Origin of the sequence: Kitasatospora sp. MMS16-BH015 (genome assembly GCF_002943525.1) — a bacterium.
Taxonomy (GTDB): domain Bacteria; phylum Actinomycetota; class Actinomycetes; order Streptomycetales; family Streptomycetaceae; genus Kitasatospora.
Map to the genome: position 1 here is coordinate 4,546,691 of NZ_CP025394.1, position 19,103 is coordinate 4,565,793.

Annotated in this window: 17 protein-coding genes; 5 read left to right on the plus strand and 12 right to left on the minus strand. The window is 72.5% G+C overall.

Going from position 1 to position 19,103, the window contains the following annotated elements; all coding sequences use genetic code 11:
• Positions 1-203 precede the first annotated feature (203 nt).
• Positions 204-434, plus strand: coding sequence for an antitoxin (locus CFP65_RS19655; protein WP_104817395.1), 231 nt, complete (start codon positions 204-206; stop codon positions 432-434).
• Complete coding sequence (locus CFP65_RS19660; protein WP_104817396.1) at positions 431-838, plus strand: type II toxin-antitoxin system VapC family toxin; 408 nt, start codon at positions 431-433, stop codon at positions 836-838. The genes CFP65_RS19655 and CFP65_RS19660 overlap by 4 nt, the downstream gene beginning before the upstream one ends.
• A 22-nt stretch (positions 839-860) precedes the next feature.
• On the opposite strand, the gene CFP65_RS19665 is transcribed toward CFP65_RS19660, so the two are convergent.
• From CFP65_RS19665 to CFP65_RS19675, 3 genes are read right to left on the minus strand one after another with little or no spacing between them, the layout of a single operon-like run.
• Positions 861-1,538 carry a GNAT family N-acetyltransferase gene (locus tag CFP65_RS19665; RefSeq protein WP_254552471.1) on the minus strand — a complete coding sequence of 226 codons (678 nt, stop codon included), beginning with the start codon at positions 1,536-1,538 and terminating at the stop codon, positions 861-863.
• A gap of 42 nt (positions 1,539-1,580) precedes the next feature.
• The gene (locus CFP65_RS19670; RefSeq protein WP_104817397.1) at positions 1,581-1,946 is read right to left on the minus strand and encodes a hypothetical protein; all 366 of its coding nucleotides are present in this window, start codon (positions 1,944-1,946) and stop codon (positions 1,581-1,583) included.
• A gap of 6 nt (positions 1,947-1,952) precedes the next feature.
• Positions 1,953-2,132 (minus strand): hypothetical protein, encoded by a 180-nt coding sequence (locus CFP65_RS19675; RefSeq protein ID WP_104817398.1) that lies wholly within the window; start codon positions 2,130-2,132, stop codon positions 1,953-1,955.
• Positions 2,133-2,529: 397 nt separating this feature from the next.
• Here CFP65_RS19675 and CFP65_RS19680 point away from each other — a divergent pair, with 397 nt between their 5' ends.
• A complete protein-coding gene (locus CFP65_RS19680) occupies positions 2,530-3,507 on the plus strand; it encodes a LuxR C-terminal-related transcriptional regulator (RefSeq protein WP_254552472.1) in 978 nt (325 codons plus the stop codon).
• A gap of 28 nt (positions 3,508-3,535) precedes the next feature.
• On the opposite strand, the gene CFP65_RS19685 is transcribed toward CFP65_RS19680, so the two are convergent.
• Genes CFP65_RS19685 through CFP65_RS19700 form a run of 4 tightly spaced genes read right to left on the minus strand, consistent with a single transcriptional unit; the run spans position 3,536 to position 7,707 of the window.
• Positions 3,536-4,207 (minus strand): response regulator transcription factor, encoded by a 672-nt coding sequence (locus CFP65_RS19685; RefSeq protein WP_104817399.1) that lies wholly within the window; start codon positions 4,205-4,207, stop codon positions 3,536-3,538.
• On the minus strand, positions 4,204-5,469 hold the full coding sequence (locus CFP65_RS19690; RefSeq protein WP_104817400.1) for a sensor histidine kinase: 1,266 nt from the start codon (positions 5,467-5,469) through the stop codon (positions 4,204-4,206). The genes CFP65_RS19685 and CFP65_RS19690 overlap by 4 nt, the downstream gene beginning before the upstream one ends.
• Positions 5,466-6,728, minus strand: a complete 1,263-nt coding sequence (locus CFP65_RS19695; protein WP_104817401.1) for an acyltransferase — start codon at positions 6,726-6,728, stop codon at positions 5,466-5,468. Before CFP65_RS19695 ends, CFP65_RS19690 begins: the two co-directional genes overlap by 4 nt.
• Positions 6,721-7,707: an alpha/beta hydrolase gene (locus tag CFP65_RS19700; protein ID WP_371682539.1), complete on the minus strand. Its 987-nt coding sequence runs from the start codon at positions 7,705-7,707 to the stop codon at positions 6,721-6,723. The genes CFP65_RS19695 and CFP65_RS19700 overlap by 8 nt, the downstream gene beginning before the upstream one ends.
• Positions 7,708-8,154: 447 nt before the next feature.
• Between CFP65_RS19700 and CFP65_RS19705 the strand changes: the two genes are divergently transcribed.
• Positions 8,155-8,538 carry a hypothetical protein gene (locus CFP65_RS19705; RefSeq protein WP_174805553.1) on the plus strand — a complete coding sequence of 128 codons (384 nt, stop codon included), beginning with the start codon at positions 8,155-8,157 and terminating at the stop codon, positions 8,536-8,538.
• 85 nt (positions 8,539-8,623) lie between these two features.
• On the opposite strand, the gene CFP65_RS19710 is transcribed toward CFP65_RS19705, so the two are convergent.
• From CFP65_RS19710 to CFP65_RS19720, 3 genes are all read right to left on the minus strand, one after another.
• Positions 8,624-9,457, minus strand: coding sequence for a hypothetical protein (locus CFP65_RS19710; RefSeq protein WP_104817403.1), 834 nt, complete (start codon positions 9,455-9,457; stop codon positions 8,624-8,626).
• Between the two features lie 294 nt (positions 9,458-9,751).
• Entirely contained in the window at positions 9,752-10,933 is a 1,182-nt protein-coding gene (locus CFP65_RS19715; protein WP_104817404.1) for a metallophosphoesterase, read from the minus strand.
• 157 nt (positions 10,934-11,090) lie between these two features.
• Complete coding sequence (locus CFP65_RS19720; protein WP_104817405.1) at positions 11,091-12,266, minus strand: LacI family DNA-binding transcriptional regulator; 1,176 nt, start codon at positions 12,264-12,266, stop codon at positions 11,091-11,093.
• A 335-nt stretch (positions 12,267-12,601) separates the two neighbouring features.
• On the opposite strand from CFP65_RS19720, the gene hisC reads away from it, so the two are divergent.
• A complete protein-coding gene (hisC, locus tag CFP65_RS19725; protein WP_104817406.1) occupies positions 12,602-13,681 on the plus strand; it encodes a histidinol-phosphate transaminase in 1,080 nt (359 codons plus the stop codon).
• 32 nt (positions 13,682-13,713) lie between these two features.
• Here hisC and CFP65_RS19730 read toward each other — a convergent pair whose 3' ends face one another.
• A complete protein-coding gene (locus tag CFP65_RS19730; protein ID WP_104817407.1) occupies positions 13,714-14,283 on the minus strand; it encodes a Uma2 family endonuclease in 570 nt (189 codons plus the stop codon).
• Between the two features lie 181 nt (positions 14,284-14,464).
• Positions 14,465-18,775, minus strand: a complete 4,311-nt coding sequence (locus CFP65_RS19735; RefSeq protein ID WP_104817408.1) for a ricin-type beta-trefoil lectin domain protein — start codon at positions 18,773-18,775, stop codon at positions 14,465-14,467.
• Positions 18,776-19,103 lie beyond the last annotated feature (328 nt).

The following is a 19,103-nucleotide window of genomic DNA, read 5'->3' on the forward strand; positions in this document are numbered from 1 at the left end:
TCGGCGGGGCGCCGGCGGAACGCCGCCGGCGCCCCGCCCGGCTGTCGGTGATCCGGACGTGGCCCTGCCTCTCGAGGATCTCGCCCGAGGGGGCGCTCCCCGGCGAGGCAGGGCCACGGAGGACGGAGAAGCGGTGCTCAGGCGGATCCGAGGCGTCCCAGCGGCTGGCTGCATTCTGCAGATTCTGGATCTAAAATGCATGCATGACAGCTCTCACCATCCGTGACGTGCCGGAAGATCAGATCCAGACCCTGAAGGTTCGCGCGGCTCAGGCCGGCAAGTCGCTCCAGGCCTTCATGCAGGACCTCATTGCCAGGGAGGCGTCGAGGCCCACGATGGCGGAGATGATGGAGAGGTTGAATCGGGAGACCACTGCCGATGTCACTACCTCTGACGTGCTTGCCGCCCTCGACCAGGGGCGAGTGGGGCGTTGATCGTCATTGACTGCTCCGCTCTCGTTCTCGCCCTCACGGCCAGCGGCCTTGACGGCCAGCGCGTCCGTGGTCGGCTTGCCGAGGCTGGGGACGTGTATGCGCCGACCCTCCTGGACTACGAGATCCAGTCGGCGCTCCTCGGCATGCAACGGGGCGGGAAGCTGACCGAGAAGGAGGTGGACCGGGCGGTTGCCGCATACCGGATGCTGCCCATCGCCAAGCGGGAGACGCTGCCTTTCTGGGACCGGGTGAGGAAGCTGCACGCCAACCTCAGCGCGTATGACGCCCAGTACGTCGCGCTGGCCGAAGCCCTGGGCGTCCCGCTGATCACCAGCCACGCGCGGATCGGGCGGAGCGGTGCGGCGAGGTGCGACATCGAGGTCTTCTCCTCGGGGGCCCCGTAGCCGGGCCCCTCCGGTGGCGGTTCTAAGGCTTGGCCCGGCTCGGGGCCTCGGGGCTTGCGTCCGGGTCGTACCAGAGGCTGGCCATGGCGGAGCGGGTGGTCCAGCCGAGGGTGGTGTAGAGCGCCCGGCCGTCCGGGGTGCCGACCAGGATGCCGGTCTCGGCGCCTGCCGTGTGGGCCGTGTGCTGGAGGGTGCGCATCACCAAGGCGCCGAGACCCCGGCGGCGGTGCGCGGGGTGGGTCTCGATCTGGTCGAAGACGGCGCTGCGGCCGGTCGGGGCGACCTGGCCGCGGGCGGCGAACTCCCCTGCGGCGGTGCGGACCAGCACCCGCGTGACCCCACCCCGCGTCCAGTCGGTCAGTTGGTAGCCGCTCGGCACGGCCGGCTGTTCGGAGGCCAGTGGCACGGTCATCAGGTACCCGGGCTGGTCGAACCGCCAGCCCGCGCCGAGCCACGGTCGTACCGTCTCGTCCGGGGCGAACAGCTTCAGCCAGGTGCCGGGCGCACGCGTGGCCGCCGCGATCCGGCGCACCTCGGCTTCCTCGGGGGTCGGCAGCACGTGCCGTGACACCTGTGCCCGCTGCCCCACGTCGACCGTCCACCCCCACGGCCGCGTCACCGGATCGGCGGCCCCGCGTGAGACCACCCATCCGTCGATCCAGGCCCGGACGAGCCCGCCGATCGTGCCGTCGTCCTGCACCGCTGCCCCCTTTGAGTAAGAGATCAACTGCCAGTGTGCCACTTACTCAGGGCTGGAGTCGAGACCCGGCGGTGCTCGGTGGTCGGGGAAGGGCACCGGGGGGAGGTAGCGGTGCCGCAGGAGCGGCGAGGCCGCGTGGCAGCGGGCGAGCAGGTGGGTGGCGCGGTGGGCGGCGGCCTGATTGTCCCGGCCGCCGGAGCCCTCGGGCCGGAGCGACTCAGCGCCCGGGGTGAGCAGGTAGAGCAGGAGGTCGAGCCGGCTCGGGGAGGGGAGGGCGGTGGCGTGTTCGAGGCCGTCGGCGAGGGTGCTGTGGGCCAGGAGGGCCTGGACGGCCTCGGCAGCCTCGGTGGCCGGGTCCGGCGCGGCTACGGCCGGGCGGCGGTCCAGGCTGGCGTAGACCAGGTCCATCCGGGGTCAGCCCCAGGTGAGGTCGCCGGCCGTGACGACGGTGGTGGGCGCGGACTGCGGGGCGGCGGCCTGGGCAGTGGTGGCGGTGGCGGCACTGGCGGTCGCGGCTGCGGCGGGGAGCAGGGTGACGGCGCCGAGGGCGAGGGCGGCGACCGCGGCGGCCTGGGCGATACGGGTGCGGATCATGGTGGTGGTCCTTTCCGGAGGGCTGAGGAGTGGTCCTGTCGTCGGCTTCGGCATCCCGCGGCGGTGCCTCTTCCGTCTGCCTTCGGGCTGTTCCCTTCCGGCGGTCACCAGCTTCGTCCTGCCGCGCCGGGCACGGAAGGACTTCCGGTCGGCGCCAAATCGCCTGTCTGGATCCCGCCACGGTGTCATGTGCACGACGTGTCGGATTTGATCCCGTTCCAGCCGTTCCCCCGGTGCGCAGATCCAAGCAAGAGCCCCGGATCACGGACAGAACGGGGCGAGTGGTCATAAGCCCTGAGCTGCGACGAAGGCCGCATGGGGAGACCTTGAAAGAGGTGTGTGCAGCCTGCGAGCATGGGCCCGGCAGGGGGATGCGCAGCTCAGTGGGGGGACACGCATGATGCTGGAGACGCTCGGGATGACGGCGGCGGCCGGCCTGGTCTACCAGGCTCTGCTCGACCGGCCAGGGGACGGCATCGAGCTGCTGGCCGCGCACTGCGAGCTGACGGACGACCAAGTCCGGTCCTGCCTGGACGAGCTGGGGCGCCTCATGCTGGTGCGGGCCTCCAGTGAGCACCCGGGTCAGCTGCGGGCCGTCACCCCCGAGATCGGTCTGGCCGACATGCTGGCGCGGGAGGAGGCCGAGCTGGCCGCCCGTCAGGCCCAGCTGGCGGCCTCGCGCGCCGCCGTCACCCGGCTGGTGGCCGACCGGGCCGACAACCGCCCCACGCACGGCGAGCGGCTGCTGGGCATGGACGCCATCCAGACCCGCTTGGAGCTGCTCGGCCGGGCGGCGACCAAGGAGGTGCTGGGCGTGCACCCCGGCTCGCAGCGGCGGGCCGAGGACCTGGAGGCGGGGCGGCAGTCCAACGCGGCCGCCCTGGCCCGCGGGGTCGCGATCAGGTCGCTGTACCAGGAGAGCACCCGCAACGACCCGACCGCCACGACCTACGCGCACTGGCTGATCAGCGTCGGCGGCGAGGTGCGCACCGCGCCCGTGCTGCCCCAGCGGCTGGTGATCGTCGACCGGGCCCAGGCGCTGGTGCCGATCGACCCGGCGGACACCCGCAAGGGCGCCCTGCACGTGACCGAACCCGGCATCGTCGCGGCCCTGGTGGACCTCTTCGAGCAGGCGTGGAGCATCGCCGTGCCGCACGGCGCCGTCCGCACCGAGGACCCGGCGACCGGGCTCAGCGACACCGAGCGCGAGCTGCTGCGCCTGCTCGGGACCGGGCTGACCGACGAGGGGGCGGGGCAGCGGCTGGGGATCTCCAGCCGGACGGTGAGCCGCCACATGTCCTCCATCATGGAGCGGCTCGGGGCGAGCAGCCGGTTCGAGGCGGGGATCAAGGCCGCGCAGAGGGGCTGGCTCTGAAGCCGCCCGCCGGTCAGGGTGGTCGAGTTCAGTAGCCGGTGGGGCGGATCAGGCCGGATTCGTAGGCGAAGACGGCGGCCTGGGTGCGGTCGCGGAGGCCGAGCTTGGGCAGGATCCGGCTGACGTGGGTCTTCACGGTCTGCTCGGCGACCAGGAGGGTGCCGGCGATCTCGGCGTTGGAGAGCCCCTGGGCGATCAGGCTCAGGACTTCGGTCTCGCGCTCGGTGAGGTCGCCGAGCCGGGACTTGAGCGGGGCGCGCGGGGTCGGGCTGGTGCGGGAGAACTCGGTGATCAGCCGGCGGGTGACGCTCGGGGCGAGCAGGGCCTCGCCGGCGGCCACCACGCGGACGGCGTGGGCGAGTTCGTCGGCGGAGGCGTCCTTGAGCAGGAAGCCGGAGGCGCCCGCACGGAGTGCCTCGTAAACGTACTCGTCCAGGTCGAAGGTGGTCAGGATGAGCACCCGGACCGGCGAATCCGCTGCCCCGGTGATCCGGCGGGTGGCCTCGATGCCGCCGAGTTCGGGCATCCGGATGTCCATCAGCACCACGTCCGGGGCGAGTTCGGCCGTCTTGGCGACGGCGTCGAGGCCGTCCACGGCCTGGCCGACCACCTGGATGCCGGGCTCCGCGCCCAGCAGGACGGCGAAGCCCTGGCGGATCATCACCTGGTCGTCGGCGATCAGGACGCGGATGTCGGTCACGGGGTGTCCTTGCTGGTCTTGGCGGCGGTGGGCAGGAGGGCGGTGACGGCGTAACCGCCCTCCGGAGTGGGGCCGGTGGCGATCCGGCCGCCGAGCATGGCGACGCGTTCGCGCATGCCGAGCAGGCCGTGGCCGGTGCCATTGCCCGGTGGAGTCGGCCGGTGCGGGCGGGAGTTGGTGACGGTGAGGGTGAGTTCGGTGGTGCGGTAGGCGAGTTCGACCCGGACCTCGGCGCCCGGGGCGTGCCGCATCGCGTTGCTGAGTGCCTCCTGCACGATCCGGTACGCCGAGAGGTCGACCCCCGGGGGCAGCAGGCGGGGCTCGCCGGTGGTCGCGGTGGTGACGGTGAGGCCCGTCGAGCGGACGGTGCCGAGCAGGTCGTCGAGCCGGTCGAGGGTGGGCTGCGGGGCGTGCCGGTTGGCGTCCAGGGCGCTCTCCTCGGAGCGCAACACGCCGAGTACGCGCCGGAGTTCGATCAGTGCGTCGACCGCGTTGGCCCGGATGCCGGCCAGGTTCTCCTTGAGCTCCTCGGAGGGGTTCTCGGCCAGGTGGACGGCCACCTGGGCCTGCACCGAGATCACCGACATGTGGTGGGCCACCACGTCGTGCAGCTCGCGGGCGATCCGGGTGCGCTCCTCCAGCAGGGTGCGGCGGGCCTTCTCCTGGACGGTCAGCTCCTCCTGGGCGACCAGATCGCGCCGGGCCAGGTGGCGCCCGCGCAGCGCCGCGCCGAGGGCGGTGGCCACGGTGAGGGCGAGGAGGGAGTTGGACTGGCTCTGGAACCGGATCACGAAGACCAGGGTGGGCAGCAGATGGATCAGCAGGCCGACCACGGCCGTGCGGACCGGGACGAGCTGGGCGAAGAAGAAGAACAGCAGCGTCAGCAGGGGCAACTCGATGAGGTTCCACGGCACTTCGGGAGCACCCGGGCCGACGGCGCGGATGAAGGGCACCGTGGCGAGCGTGCTGAGGGTGGCCAGCCACCAGGCCGGCACCGGCCGGAACAGCACCAGCACCAGGGCCGCCGACTGCGCGGCGGCGAGCAGGAAGCCGAACGGCTTGGGCAGGCCGTACCGGAACATGAACAGGTCGGCGCTGACGGCCGTGGACAGCACCGCGACCACCAGGGCCAGCACCAGGATCGAGGCGAACCAGTCGCCGCCGAGCCGGCGGACGGGCCGTCGGTCGCGCAGTGCGGCCAGGCCGAAGTCCTCGCGCAGTCGGCGCGGGAAGGCGCTCGGCGTCGTGGTCGGCCGGCTCATCGGATCCCCCCGTTCGTCAAGATCCACTTTACGGCCTCCGGGTGGGGCGCAGGGTCGGATTTCCTTGTCGGGGAGGGGCGTTCGTGGGTGTGGAAGGCGGCCCAGCAGGCGAGCAGGGCGAGGGCGAAGAGGGGCAGCCAGAGCAGGCGGGTGAGGATCCAGCCGGGGCCGTCCGGGAGGGTGTGCAGGCCGGGCAGCGGGCCGTCGGCCGCCGTGCCGTCGGTCAGCAGGCCGAGGGCGGAGACGGCCATCATGGCGGTCTGGTGCCAGAGGAAGACCGTCATCGCGAAGAGGTTGACCAGGGCCACCGCGGCCCAGGCGGCCGGCCGCCGCATCGCCCGGCGCAGCGGGCCGAGCAGCAGCAGGGCCGCGCCGCACTGGGCCAGGCCGAAGGTGACGGCGGCCAGGGTGAGCGGACCGAGGTTGGAGACGGCGGCGCCGGGCACCCCGACCATCGCGGCCGGGTAGCCGCCCCAGCGGATCAGCGCGGCGGTCGCGGCGGCGCCGCCGAGCAGCAGGGCCCAGGCCGTCCGGCGGTCGGTCCGGCGGTCGGCCCGGCGGTCGCCTGGGTGGGCGGCTTGGCGGCCGCGGCCGCCGGCCCAGGCCGCGCCGAGGCAGTACGGGACCGACCAGCCGGCCAACTCGTTGAGGTAGCCCAGCTGTTCGGGGGCGCCGAGCTGGAAGCGGGCCAGGTCGACCAGGGTCACCAGGGCGAGCGGCCAGGCCGGGTGGAGCCGGGCGAGCAGCGGGGTGGCGGCGGTCAGGGCGGCGAAGACCAGCAGGAACCAGAGCGGGGAGACGGCTAGTTTGACCAGGGTGTGCACGGTCTCCGGGCTCACCCCGCCGGCCAGCAGGGCGGCGCCGGCCACCGCCCAGACGGTGAGCAGCACGGCCACCGGCCGGAACAGCCGGGCCAGCCGGGCGGTGAGCCAGTGCCGGTACGGGGTGCCGCGGGTGCGGGCGGTGCGCAGACTGCGGGCGGCGACCAGGCCGCCGACCAGGAAGAAGACCGCGAGGGTCTGGAACGCCCAGGAGACGGGCGCCAGTTCGGGCAGGTAGTGCAGCGGGCTGGCGACCTGGAGGGTACCGGTGTCGACGACCAGGGCGGTGACCAGCCAGTGGCCGAGCACCACGCCGAGGATGGCGAGGGCGCGCAGGGCGTCGAGCGCGCGGTCGCGTTCGGGGGCGGTGGCGGCGTCGATCCGGTGCGCGGCGGTGCGGAGGCGGCCGGTGCGGGGGCGAACTGTGGTCTCAGGCACGGGTGTTCACCTCACCCATGGGTGTGCGGCCCTCGACGATGCGGCCCTCGACGATGCGGGCGAGGCTCTCCAGGGCGGCGGAGCCGGGGCGGAGGTAGTCACTGTGGCCGCCCTGGCCGGCCGGGAAGGGGTGGGCGCCGAACTGCGGGGAGACCGGGTCGGTGCCGAACCCGAGGGTGGTGAAAGGGAGTCGGAGGCTGAGGTGCGGCAGGTCGGCGATCCAGTCGCCGCCGGCCCGGCCGGCCCAGACGGTGGCCGTGGTGTGCAGGGCGGCCGCGTCGGGGTAGCCGACCCCGGGGCTGCCGTACAACACCAGATCGGTGGCGGGCAGGCCGGCGGCGGCGTGGGCGCAGACCACCGTGCCGTAGGAGTGGCAGAGCACGGCGAGGCGGGCGCCGGGCAGGGCGCGGTGCAGGGCGGCGGTGAACTCGCGCAGTCGTGGTGCGGCCTGCTCGGCGCGGGTGGAGGTGACGGCTTCGGGGCTCACGGTGGCCGGGGTGCGGTAGCCGAGCCAGGCGAGGACGGCGGCGTGCGGGCCGAGCCGCTGCCGGAGCGCGAGGGCGCCGGCCCGGAGCCGGTCGCCGTGCTCGAAGGAGGTGTCCGCGCCGGGGACCAGCACGGCCACCCGCTCGGCGCCGGCCAGTTCGCCGAAGACCTCCACCGAGCGTCCGCCCGAGCGGCCGTCGAAGGAGAGGAACTGCCGGGCCGGGTCGGCCATCGCGTGCAGCGCGGCGGCCCGCTCGTGGTCGCCGTGGTCCGCCGCGGCCCGCTCGGCCGCCGCGATGTCGGCCCGGCTGCCCGTGTACCGCGCGGCCAGCGCCCCCGGTGTGGCCGTCGGCAGCCCGGCGGCCACGGTGGGCGCCGGGGCGGGGACCTCGGCGCCGCGGGCCGCCCCGGTGGTCGGCAGCACCACGGCGGCGGCGACGAGCACGCCGTACCCGGCCCGCCGGAGCCGGCCACCCCGGCCCGGCGCGGGCACACGGGCGGCGGCGGGCCCGGGGGCGGCGGTGGCGGGAGCGGTGATGTGGGCGGGGGCGGTGACGGGGGCGGTGACGGGGGCGGGGCCTGCGGTGGGGCGGAGGCGGGGCGCCATGGCGGGGAGGTCCTTCCGGGCCGGAGATCGGGTTTCCGGTACCGAAGGTAGGGACGGCCGCCGGTGGTCCGCGTCCCGCTGGAGAGCGCTCCCGCCGGGTAGCTCTCAGGTATGACGGGTAGCCGGCGGAGCGGGCCCGGCTACGGTTGGCTAACGCTTGGGTGGGTGGGTATGTCCGCTTTGGTCCGGGTGGGTTGTCCCGGTTTCGGACGAGCGCGGGTGGTCGACGGGTGAGGCGCGGGGTGGAAATGGGGCGGCCGGTGTCCGGGGGATCCAGTAGCGTGCGCACTCTCCGAAGCGAATGCTTATCTGATCTTTATGTGGGGGAATCCCGTGAACCTGGACTTCAGCGCCGAGCCGCTCTTCTCCTGGTACGTGCTGCTGCTGTTCGTCAGTGGCGTCGCGATGCTGGCCATCGCCGCCGCCAACACGGGTGCGCTGAGCACGGGGTGGCGGATCTTCAACGCGGTGGCGGGCGTCGGCTTCGTCGGGTACGGGGTGTACCTCGGGTTCGTCTTCCAGGGCGGCAGCTACATCATCTTCTTCAAGGCGTTCATCCTGCCGGTGGTGATGATCGTCAACTTCTGCCGCGGGCTCGCGGCGAAGCGGACCGCCCAGCAGCAGGCCGCCCGGGCCGGTCAGCAGGCGTTCGCGCGGCCGACCGTGCCGGTGCAGGACGCCGCTCCGGCCGAGCCGACGGTGGGTCAGGCCGGCTGAGCCGAGCTCCTCGCACGCGTACGGTGCCGCTCCGGGCTGTTCCCGGGGCGGCTTCGTGCTGATCGGCGGTGGTGGGCCCCGGGGGTCAGACCTCGTCGGGGCCGGTGAAGTCCGGGGAGGTGTAGCCGGGGCTGGTGAAGTCCGGGGCGGTGGTGGGGACGGTGGGGGCCGGGCTGCTGAAGCCGGGGCTGGTGTAGCCGGGGCTGAGGTGCTCGGGTGGGCGGGGGTGACCGTTGGGGCGGGTGGAGAGGGCCGGTTCGGAGGCGAGGTTGGCGAGCAGGTAGGGGCGCAGGGCCTCCTCGCGGAGGGCCCGTAGCCAGGCCAGCCGGGCCTGGGCCAGGTCCTCGCGCAGCTGCGGGTCCTGGCCGTCCGGGCTGGCGGCGCCGTCCCGCAGGGCGGTGAGCAGCAGGCCGACGATCCCGACCAGCAGCGCCACGGCCCCCACCGCGAGCAGCACCCAGCCGGCCGTCACCAGGGCCTGCCCGAGGGTGAACTCCGGGCTCACCGAGCGCAGCAGGTAGCCGAGCAGGAGCAGTACGGCCGCCGCGGCCCAGGCCAGCACCGGGGTGAGCGCGGTGAGCACCGGGAAGACCCCCGCGCCCTTCGCGGACCGGAGCCGCCCGGAGAGCCCGCCGTGCGGGGCGTGGGCGTGGCCGTGCTGCGGCGGGCCGTCGGGGCCGTCGGGGCCGTCGGGCTGTCTCAGGCCGTCCCGCAGGGCGGCGTAGTGCCGGTGCTGCACGGCGGCGGAGGCGGCGATCTCCTCGGCGGCGAGCAGTGCCTTGGTGTGCAGCTGCTCGGCGTTGAGGTGGGGGCCGGGCTGCCGGAGAGCGTCGAGGATGGCAGGGTCACGCAGTGCTTCGTCGAGGGCTCGCTCGTAGTCCGGGCGGTCCTCGGCGGGCAGGTGCGGGGTGTCGGTCATGGGTACCCCGTTCCGCTTGGTCACGGAGGTGGATTGGACGGTGGCACGGTCGGGCCGGGCGGTGGGGGCGGCCCGGGACCCGGCGTGCGGGTGTGTAGATGGTAGGGGCGGGTGCCGACCCGGAGACAGTCGCTTTCCGGATTTTCAGTACGGTCAGCGGTTGTCAGCACGGTCAGGAGCTGGTCGGCGACCCGAAGTGACGACCCGTCCGATCGTCTGTCCGGATGGCCGGCCGGGCAAACGGTCCGTCAGCAGCACCGCCGCAAGGCCGGCGGACGGCTGACGGACGGTCCGTCAGTTCAGCGGCAGGCGGGCGACCAGCAGGCGGCCCTCCATGGTGACGCCGCCGTCCATCGCGATGGCCAGCTCGTCCGCGTAGATGTACGGCCCGGGCACGTGCGGCGGGGTGCCGTCGTCCAGGTGGGTGGAGCCGGTGAGGTACGGGATCGGGCTGTGGCCGTGCACCACGCGGTGGCCGCCGTAGGCGCCGAGCAGCTCGTGCACGGCCTGCGGGCCGGCCTCGCCGCGGAAGGCGAACCGCTTGGTGAAGCGGCGGAAGCAGTCCCACCACTCGTCGGCGCCCTCCTCGGTGAGCAGGTGGTGGACGGCGTCGTTGACCTCGGTGATCGACTCGCCGTACTCGAGGTAGGCGGTGGTGTCGGAGTGCACCAACAGGTGGCCGTCCTCCAGGGCGAGGGCGGGGAGCCGGGAGAGCCAGCTGATGTGGTGGGTCTGCAGCCGCTCCAGGTCCTGCTGCTGGCCGCCGTTGAGCCGCCAGGCGGCCAGGAAGGAGGCGGTGCCGGCGGTGGACTGGACGGGCTCGTCGCCGTACTTGGCGGCGCCCAGGAAGAGCAGTTCGTGATTGCCCATCAGCGCGCGGCAGTAGCCGCCGGCGGCGGCGGCCTCGGCGGCCAGCTGCATGACCAGGTCGATCACCCCGATGCCGTCCGGGCCGCGGTCGGTGAAGTCGCCGAGGAACCAGATCCGGGAGCGCCCGGCAGACCAGTGGCCCTCGTCGTCGATCAGGCCCTGCTGGTGCAGCGCGGCGAGCAGCTCGTCGAGGTAGCCGTGCACGTCGCCGACCACGTAGAGCGGGCCGGGGGCCTCGCCGGGCTCGGGCTGCGGGTACGGGAAGTTCATCTCCTCGACCGGCGCGCCGAACTCGCCGAGCGGCGGGCCGAGCTCGATGGTCGGCGGGTCCTCGGCGCTCGGCTCGGCGGGGAAGCCCTCGGGCGGCTGGGCGACCGGGAAGCCTTCGGGGGCCTGGGCGACGGGGGCGTGCGGGTGGCTGGCGGCCGGCCAGTGCGCCTCCAGGAAGCGGGCACCGCCGTAGCCGCTGGTGGTGCTGTAGCCGTAGCCCTGGTCGGGCTCGGGGGGTTCGTAGTACGAGCCGTACGGGAGCACGTCGAGGTCCGGCTGGTGGCGGGGGCCTGAGTCGGGCAGTTCAGGCCCGGGGAAGCGGTCCTCGGGAGTCATTCGCCCATCATAGGAAGACCACTCTCCCGGCGTCCTCACCTGGTCGGTATCCAATCGCCGGGAGAGTCTCCCGGCCGCGGTGCCGAGGGGTGGAATCACCCGGTCTGTCCGGACCTGGTACGGCCCGGGGACGCTCTCGGCACGATCCATCTATGGTCTAGACCTCGCCGGGAGGGCGGGGCGGGCTGACGGTGGTTCGGGGGCTGCGCGGCTGGGAGGAGGCCCGGACGATCAGCTCGGTGGGCATCAGGGTGCCGGGCGGCGGGCCGTGACCGGCCGTCCGGTAGCGCGGCGGGAAGAGCCGGCCCCCCGGGTGGGTGTCGGGCACGGTCACCCCGGTGCCGGAGTCGACTCCCTCGATGGCGTCGATCAGCAGGTTGACGACGGTGGTGCCGATCCGCCGCGGCTTGAGCGAGAGGGTGGTGATCGGCGGCTCGGTGGTGGCGTACACGTCGGACTCGCTGCAGCAGACCAGCAGCAGGTCGTCCGGCACCCGCAGGCCGTACCGGCGGGCGGCGGCCAGCAGGTCGGTGCCGTTGGGGTCGAACAGCCCGTAGACCGCGTCCGGTCGGTCCGGGCGGGCCAGCAGCCGGTCGGCGGCCAGCGCGCCGGCCGCCGGGTCGTGGGCGGGGTAGGTCTCGTAGACCGGCTCCTGGCCGACCCGGTCGCACCAGCCGAGGTAGGCGTCGGTGGAGAGCCGGGTGTAGGTGTCGGTGGAGGTGCCGGTGAGCAGGCCGATCCGGCGGGCGCCGGCCTCGCTCAGGTGGTCGAGGATGCCGAGCACGGCGGCCTCGTGGTCGTTGTCCACCCAGGCGGTGACCGGGCAGTTGCCCGGCTTGCCGTCGCTGACCACCGGCACGCCGGACCGGTAGAGCTCGCTGACCAGCGGGTCCTGGTCGGGCGGGTCGATCACCACGGTGCCGTCCAGGGCGATGTTGCTCCAGACGTCGTGCCGGGACGAGGCGGGCAGCACCACCAGCGCGTAGCCCCGGCTGAGCGCCGCACTGGTCGCGGCGCGCGCCATCTCGGCGAAGTAGGCGAACTCGGTGAAGGTGAACGGCTCCTCGCCGTACGTGGTGACGGTCAGTCCGATCAGTCCGGACCGACCGGTGCGCAGGGTCCGCGCGGCGGCGGACGGGCGGTAGCCGAGGCGCTCCGCTACTTCGCGCACCCGGCTTCTGGTCTCGTCGGGTAGGCGTCCCTTGCCGTTCAGGGCGTCCGAGACCGTGGTGATCGACACTCCGGCGGCTGCTGCCACATCCCGGATGCCGGCCCGCTCCAGACGCCGCGAGGTGGTGGGTCGCCGACCGCTCTGGTTGGCTGCTGCTGTCATGGCGGACCGATCGTATGGCGCATGACGCCGCTCCGTAACCGGGGCGTCACTCGGCCGAGAAGAACCGTTTCTCCATGAGCCGGTCGCCTGAAGGCCCTTGGAAACCCGCTTCGTTTCGGCCTTCTTACCTCTGACATGTGCCATAGGAACCCGGCAGAATGGCTGATCTGCACCCGTGGCCCGGGCGAGCATCTCACTCCTACGGGTGAGGGGCGGTCGGTATCGTTCGGGGCACCCGACCGGGGTGGTCACGGGTGCCAGGCTTGTGCTCGGTGCGCCGGTGACCCCGGGCGTACGCAGAGCGCACGAGAAGAAGAACGACGAAGGAGTGCACCGTGAGTGGCACGGCAGCGCAGGCCCCCCGGCTCCGGCCGACCCTGGACGGCATCCCGACCTACAAGCCGGGCAAGCCGGCCAGCGCGGACTCGTACAAGCTCTCGTCCAACGAGAACCCGTATGAGCCGCTGCCCGGCGTGCTGGAGGCGGCCGTCGCCGCCGCCGGTTCGATCAACCGCTACCCCGACATGGCCGCCTCCGAGCTGACGGCCGAGCTGGCCGGCCGGTTCGGCGTCCCCGCCGAGCACGTGGCGCTGGGCACCGGCTCGGTGAGCGTGGCGCAGTCGCTGGTGCTCTCCACGGCGGGCCCGGGCGACGAGGTGATCTTCGCCTGGCGCTCCTTCGAGGCGTACCCGATCATCACCCAGGTCTCCGGGGCCACTCCGGTGCCGGTGCCGCTCACCTCCGGTGAGGCGCACGACCTGGACGCGATGCTGGCCGCGATCACCGAGCGGACCCGGCTGATCTTCGTCTGCAACCCGAACAACCCGACCGGTGTCGCCATCCACCGCGAGGAGCTGGTCCGCTTCCTGGACGCCGTCCCGGGCGACATCCTGGTCGTGCTGGACGAGGCGTACCGCGAGTTCATCCGCGACGAGCGGGTGCCGGACGGCATCGAGCTCTACCGGGACCGGCCGAACGTCTGCGTGCTGCGCACCTTCTCCAAGGCGTACGGCCTGGCCGGCCTGCGGGTGGGCTTCGCGATCGGGCACGAGCCGGTGGCCACCGCCCTGCGCAAGACCGCCATCCCGTTCGGCGTGAGCCAGCTGGCCCAGGACGCGGCCGTCGCCTCGCTCCGCGCGGAGGAGGCCCTGCTGGTCCGGGTCGAGGCCCTGGTCGAGGAGCGCACCCGGGTCGCCGCCGAGCTGGCCCGCCAGGGCTGGGAGCTCGCCGACTCCCAGGCCAACTTCGTCTGGCTCCGGCTGGGCGAGCAGACGATGGACTTCGCGGCGGCCTGTGGCGCGGCGGGTGTGGTCGTCCGCCCGTTCCCGGGCGAGGGCGTCCGGGTGACGATCGGCGAGGTCGCCGGCAACGACATCTTCCTCGCGACGGCGGAGGCCTTCCGCAAGTCGCTGTAGCGGCGGGGGCGGGGCTCTTCGGTGGGCCCCGCCTACAGCCCGGTGGTGTCGAGGTCGAGGTCGAAGGGCTCGGGGAGCCGGATCGTGACGCCGAAGGGGTGCGGGCCCTCGACCCGGGTGTAACCGAGTCGGCCGGGCTGCGAGAACAGCGTGCAGGTCTGTTCCTGGCGGTCGATCAGGAGGTAGAGCGGTGCGCCGTACTGGGCGTAGCGCCGCCGCTTCACCGCCCGGTCGGTGTCGCCGTTCGAGGGGGAGGTCACCTCGACGACCAGGAGGGTCTGGTCGGGGACCAAGGCACCCTCGGTGCGGGCCAGGTCGGCGGGCACCACGGCGAGGTCGGGGACGTAGTAGTTCGCACTGCCCGGCAGGTCGAGGTTGCCGGAGCCGGCCCGGAGACCGAGAGCCCGCATTCGCGGCCCGATCTGCTCCCGGATCAAGTCGGCGGCGTTCTCGTGGGCCCAGGTCGGTGACATCGGGGTGATGACTCCCTCGACGATCTCGGCGCGGTCTCCGGCCAGGTGCTGGATGGCGTACTTCAGCGCCCGTTCCGGGCTGTCGACCTGCTCGTAGTCGATGGGGTCGGGGTGCGGGGAGGTGCTCATGCGGGAGCCCTTCTCGTCCGGTGTCGCGGTACGGCTCACCACTCACGGTAGCGGGAACGCGAAGGGGCGCGGGGATCTGTCGCTGCCGCGCGTGCACGTGGGTGCATGGTTGGCAGCGCACGCAGTTAAGCAAACAGAGCCTCGCGCCCCTGGGGCGCTGCAACTGAACGTCAGCTCATGGTCAGCTCATCGGGGTGAAGGTCCACTGCTGGGCGGGGGTGCCGTTGCAGTCCCAGAGCTGGGGGCGGGTGCCGCTGGTGACGTTGCCCTGGGGCATGTCGAGGCACTTGCCGGTGGCGGAGTTGACGATGGAGCCGTCGGCGCGGGGGAGCCACTTCTGGGCGGCCGAGCCGTTGCAGGTCCAGAGCTGGGTGACGGTGCCGCTGGCGGAGTTGCCCTGCGGGTCGTCGAGGCAGTGGCCGAGGACCTGGAGGGAGCCGTCGGGCATGGCCGTCCACTGCTGGGGCGCGGAGCCGTTGCAGTCCCAGATCTGGACCGCGTTGCCGTCGGTGAGGGCGCCCTGGCTGTCGTCGAGGCAGCGGTTGGCGGCCACCCCGTTGGTGATCTTGCTGGGCGCTCCAGCCGGCACGGTCGGGGTGTTGTAGACCGCCAGGTCGCTGATGCTGCCGGTGTAGAAGGAGTTCGCGGCGCCCTGGTACTTGTAACGACCGAGCACGACCGGCCCGGTGATGCCGGACTGGGTGGTGTGGTAGCCGGAGCCGGCCAGGATGCCGTTGACCCAGAGGTTCATCTGGTTGGTGGTGGCGTTGTAGCTCGCGGTCAGTTTGGTCCAGACGTTCGGCTGGGCCTTGGCGGCGGCGCTGCGGTAGTCGGTCTGGTCGTAGTTCCAGCCGTTGTCGTCGGATCGGCCCATGCCGAACCGCCAGGTGCCGTCCGAACCCTCGGGCCAGACCATGAAGCCGCTGGCGCTGGTGCCGTCCTGGCTGACCACCGGGGAGCCCAGCGCGGTCGGCTTGGCCCAGAGCGAGACGGTGAACGACTTGCTGATGTCCAGCGAGGTGCCGGCGGTGTCGATCTCTGCCGCGCCGCCGGAGAGGGCGGCCACGGTGGTGGTGCGGCCCGCGACGGTGTCGGACGGGAAGGTGACGCCGCCCTTGACGGTGCCGGCGTGCTGGCCGGTGGCGTCCGGGGTGACCGAGTTGGTCGCGCCGGTCAGGCGCCACTCGTCGGCGGCCAGGTTGGTCGAGCCGAGCTGGTACGGGGCGGCCAGGTCGGTGACGGCCTTGCCACCGGCGGTGGCGGTGTGGCCGGGCCAGATCTGCAGGGTGTTGCCGACCGGGTCGAGCGCCCAGAGGTCGGCCAGGCCGTCCCCGGTCAGGTCGCCCTCGGAGCCGACCACGGCCCACGGGGTGACCGGCACGTTGCCGATCGTCGTGCCGGCGTCGATCGCGGAGACGGTGTTCCAGGGGGGCGTGGCGGTGCCGAACTCGTCGGTGGTCGAGTCCTGGGCGACCGTCAGGTTGTAGGCGGTGACGTCACCGTTCGCGCTGCGGGCCCAGACGCCCGGGCGGCCCTTGGCGTTCCAGTCTCCGGGGGAGATCAGGTCGCGACCCAGCCAGCCGGTGGAGGCCAGCCGGACGGGCTGGCCCAGGGTGGTGTCCGAGGTGGTCGGGTAGTACCAGAGCGCGGCGTCGGTGGAGCCGACGGCCTCGATGCTGAGCAGGCCGGTGCGGTCCTGGTACGCCTTGTTGGTGCCGAGGGCGGAGTGCGCCGGGTCGCCGATGGCGAGGACCTGCTTGGTGGTGGACCAGTCGGTGGCGAAGTAGCCGGCGCAGCTCGGGTTGAGCGTGGTGACCGCGCAGGCGGGCTTCTGGATCGGGATCTTGGTGTTGATCCGGCCCGTCGGCACGTTGTTGCCCGGGTTGAGGTAGGCGGTCAGCACTGCTCCGCCGTTCTTGTGCGCGAGCACGTCGTCGACGTTCTTGGAGCCGCGCAGGCTGCCGCGGTGGGTCACCTGGTAGTTGGCCCAGGAATCGCCGCCGGGGGAGTCGGCGGGCAGCGCGGTGAGCGAGACAGCGGCGCTGCCCGCCTGGGTGCTGGCCGGGGCGTTGTGGGTGTAAAGACCGCCGTCCGGGTGCCGGACCAGGATGTCGGGCGAGCTGTCACCCGTCATGTCGCCGAAGGCCGGGGCCGGGCCGTTGGGGTTCCACGGCGCGTAGAAGGAGTACGAGGAGACCTGCGAGAGGTTGCCCGCGTTGTCCTCGGCCTGGACGTAGAGCACGTTGGTGCCCCAGCGGGCCGGGGTGACCGAGATGCCGGCGGAGGGGATGGCGCCGCCGCACTGCCACTGGGCGCCCGCGAGCTGCGGGTCGAAGCTCCAGCGCAGGCAGGCCAGCCCGGAGGACTGCAGGCCCGAGGGGTTCGGGTCGGTGGCGGTGAACGGCACCAGGCCGGTCTGGCCCGCGTACAGCTGTGGCACCTGGCCGTTGCCGGACATCGGGAACTGCTTGGTCAGGTCGGTGACGGTGCTCGGGAAGGTCACCGTCGGCGCGGTGCGGTCGACCCGGAAGTGGCAGTCGGGGCTGAACTGGGCCCAGCCGACGCCCGGCAGGGTGTCGGTGGCGAAGCCGCCCCAGCCGTACCAGTGGCCGTCCTTGAGGGAGCCGGCCGGCAGCTGCCAGGAGGCGTCACTGCCGCTGTTGACCAGACCGGTGGTGCCGGAGCTGACCTCGGGGGTGCCGCTCTGCCCGTAGTCCCAGATGTGCACCCAGGCGGCCAGCTGGCTCTGGGCCGAGCTGGAGACGTTGACGTTGAGGCTCGCGGTGTCGCTGTTCAGCCAGCCCCAGGTGCTCAGGTCGTTGGTGTTGCAACTGTCCGTCGAACCGGCCGGGTTGACGGTGTGCGGGGAGACCGGGCCGGTGTGCGGGTTGGTCGGCACGTTCGGCACGCGGTCGTACTGGATGGAGAGCGAGGCGTTGTAGTCGAAGCGCTTGAAGGCGTTCCTGTTGCCCTCGTCGCCCTGGAGTGTGAAGGCCGCGACGTTCCATCCGGCACCGAGGCCGTTCTTCACCACGGTGGTGGCGTCCCAGTCGACGCCGACGTTGTTGTAGCAGCCGTTCTGGCCTGCCCCAGGGACGTTCCTGCTGCCCAGTGAGTCGTACCGGGCCGGGGAGTTGTTCCAGGTGGTGTTGCCGTCGAACGAGGCGGACAGGTAGGCGTTGACGCCGTAGCTGTTGGTGCAGGACCAGTCCGAGGACATGTACTCCTCGGCGTGCAGGGTGGCGCTGTTGACGACGACGCCCTTGTAGCCCGAGACGTCGAACTGGTAGTACGCGCGCTCGATCCCGTAAGGGGAGCTCCAGCCCTGGTAGCCCACGCCGGGGTGGTCGATGTCGGCGCTGGAGGACTTGTTGAGGTTGCTGGTGTTGGGGAAGGCCTGCTGCGTCCAGGTGTACTGCTGCTTGCCGATGGTGGCAGGCACCCAGGCGGGGTCGATGTAGACCGGGTACTTGGTGGTGGAGTCGGTCAGGATCGACTGGTCGGCCGTCAGGCCGACGGTGGTGCCGGCCGTGCTGACCGGCATCTGGGCCAGCTTGGCGCCGGTGCCCGGGCCGTCGGGGGTGCTCGCGGCGCCCTTGCCGTTCGCCCTGCCGGGGACCGGGGCGGCAGCGCCGGCCGGGGCGGCGGCATCCAGGTCTGCTGCTGCGGGGGCGGCGGCGAGGCTGCGGGCGGCGGTCTTCGGGGCGGCTGCGGTCTTCGAAGCGTCGGCCGAGGAGTCCCACATGAGCGGGGCGGGGGCGGAGAAGACCGGCTGGCCCTTGGCGTCGGTGGCCTTGAGGTTGCCGCCCTGGTCGGCGGCGATGGTGACGCCCTTGGTCTTGGTGGCGAACTTGAGGTTCTTGACGACCGGGTTGGCGGCGGCCTGCGGGGTCTTGACGATCAGGACGGTGGAGAAGCCGCCCTGCTTGGAGACGCTGACGCGCAGGTCGGTGTCGGGGGCGACGTTCGGGTAGAGCGCCGTGGTGCCGTCGAGGGTGGGGGCCGGGAGCGAGGCGAACGGGGCGCTGATGGCGAGTTGCTTGCCGTCGGCGGTGGTCATGGTGGCGAGGGGGCCGGTGCCGCCGCCGGAGAGCGCCAGGCCGGAGGCGGCGGTCTTGGGGGTGACGGTGCCATCGGCGGTGGTGGCGAGGGTGGCGTCGAGGTCCTGCCAGGCGCCGTTCTTCCTGGTGCGCTGCTGGAGGGGGTGCTGGGTCTGGTTGAAGTGCCCGGCGGGGGTGGCGACGGTCTCGCTGAACTCGGTGGTGAGCGAGGGGACGGGGACGTCCTTGCCGGTGGCCTTGGCCTGGGCGAGTGCCTTGGAGCCCTCGTCCTCGCCGGCCTGCTTGAAGCCGGGGGCGGGCGGGGTGTCCTTGGCGTGGGCGGCGTCGGCGGCCGCGATGGCGGCGTTCGGGTCGGTGGGGCTCGCGGCCCACGCGGCGGGGGCAGCGGCCAGCAGCCCCGTGGTCAGCCCCAGTGCGGCGATTGCGGCCATCGGGCGCATTCGTCTGCGACGGGAATTGATCGAGAAATGACTCGACGTCAGTTTTTGCACGGGATATCCCAGGTAAGGGGAGTACTGGCGCTGTTCGCACAGAGATCAGAGATGAAGATGAGCTAAATATCGACATCCAGTCAACAGATCCGACCGGCGGAATGTCCGGTTTGCGCGCGCTGGTGACGGTATGCCAGCAGTGTGGGATACGTCACTGGGCAATTGGCCCTTGATCATGTTGACGATCCGAAGAATGCACCCCCTAAAGTTCGCTGGATTTGCTCTGCGAGCAAGATCGATAATCAGAAGGGGGTTAAGCAAAATCATG

Bases quoted from the DNA above. Each gene is read 5' to 3' on its own strand.
- CFP65_RS19655 (WP_104817395.1), top strand. From the start codon at position 204: ATGACAGCTCTCACCATCCGTGACGTGCCGGAAGATCAGATCCAGACC.
- CFP65_RS19670 (WP_104817397.1), bottom strand. From the start codon at position 1,946: ATGGACCTGGTCTACGCCAGCCTGGACCGCCGCCCGGCCGTAGCCGCG.
- CFP65_RS19675 (WP_104817398.1), bottom strand. From the start codon at position 2,132: ATGATCCGCACCCGTATCGCCCAGGCCGCCGCGGTCGCCGCCCTCGCC.
- CFP65_RS19680 (WP_254552472.1), top strand. From the start codon at position 2,530: ATGATGCTGGAGACGCTCGGGATGACGGCGGCGGCCGGCCTGGTCTAC.
- CFP65_RS19690 (WP_104817400.1), bottom strand. From the start codon at position 5,469: ATGAGCCGGCCGACCACGACGCCGAGCGCCTTCCCGCGCCGACTGCGC.
- CFP65_RS19710 (WP_104817403.1), bottom strand. From the start codon at position 9,457: ATGACCGACACCCCGCACCTGCCCGCCGAGGACCGCCCGGACTACGAG.
- CFP65_RS19715 (WP_104817404.1), bottom strand. From the start codon at position 10,933: ATGACTCCCGAGGACCGCTTCCCCGGGCCTGAACTGCCCGACTCAGGC.
- CFP65_RS19720 (WP_104817405.1), bottom strand. From the start codon at position 12,266: ATGACAGCAGCAGCCAACCAGAGCGGTCGGCGACCCACCACCTCGCGG.
- CFP65_RS19730 (WP_104817407.1), bottom strand. From the start codon at position 14,283: ATGAGCACCTCCCCGCACCCCGACCCCATCGACTACGAGCAGGTCGAC.
- CFP65_RS19735 (WP_104817408.1), bottom strand. From the start codon at position 18,775: ATGGCCGCAATCGCCGCACTGGGGCTGACCACGGGGCTGCTGGCCGCT.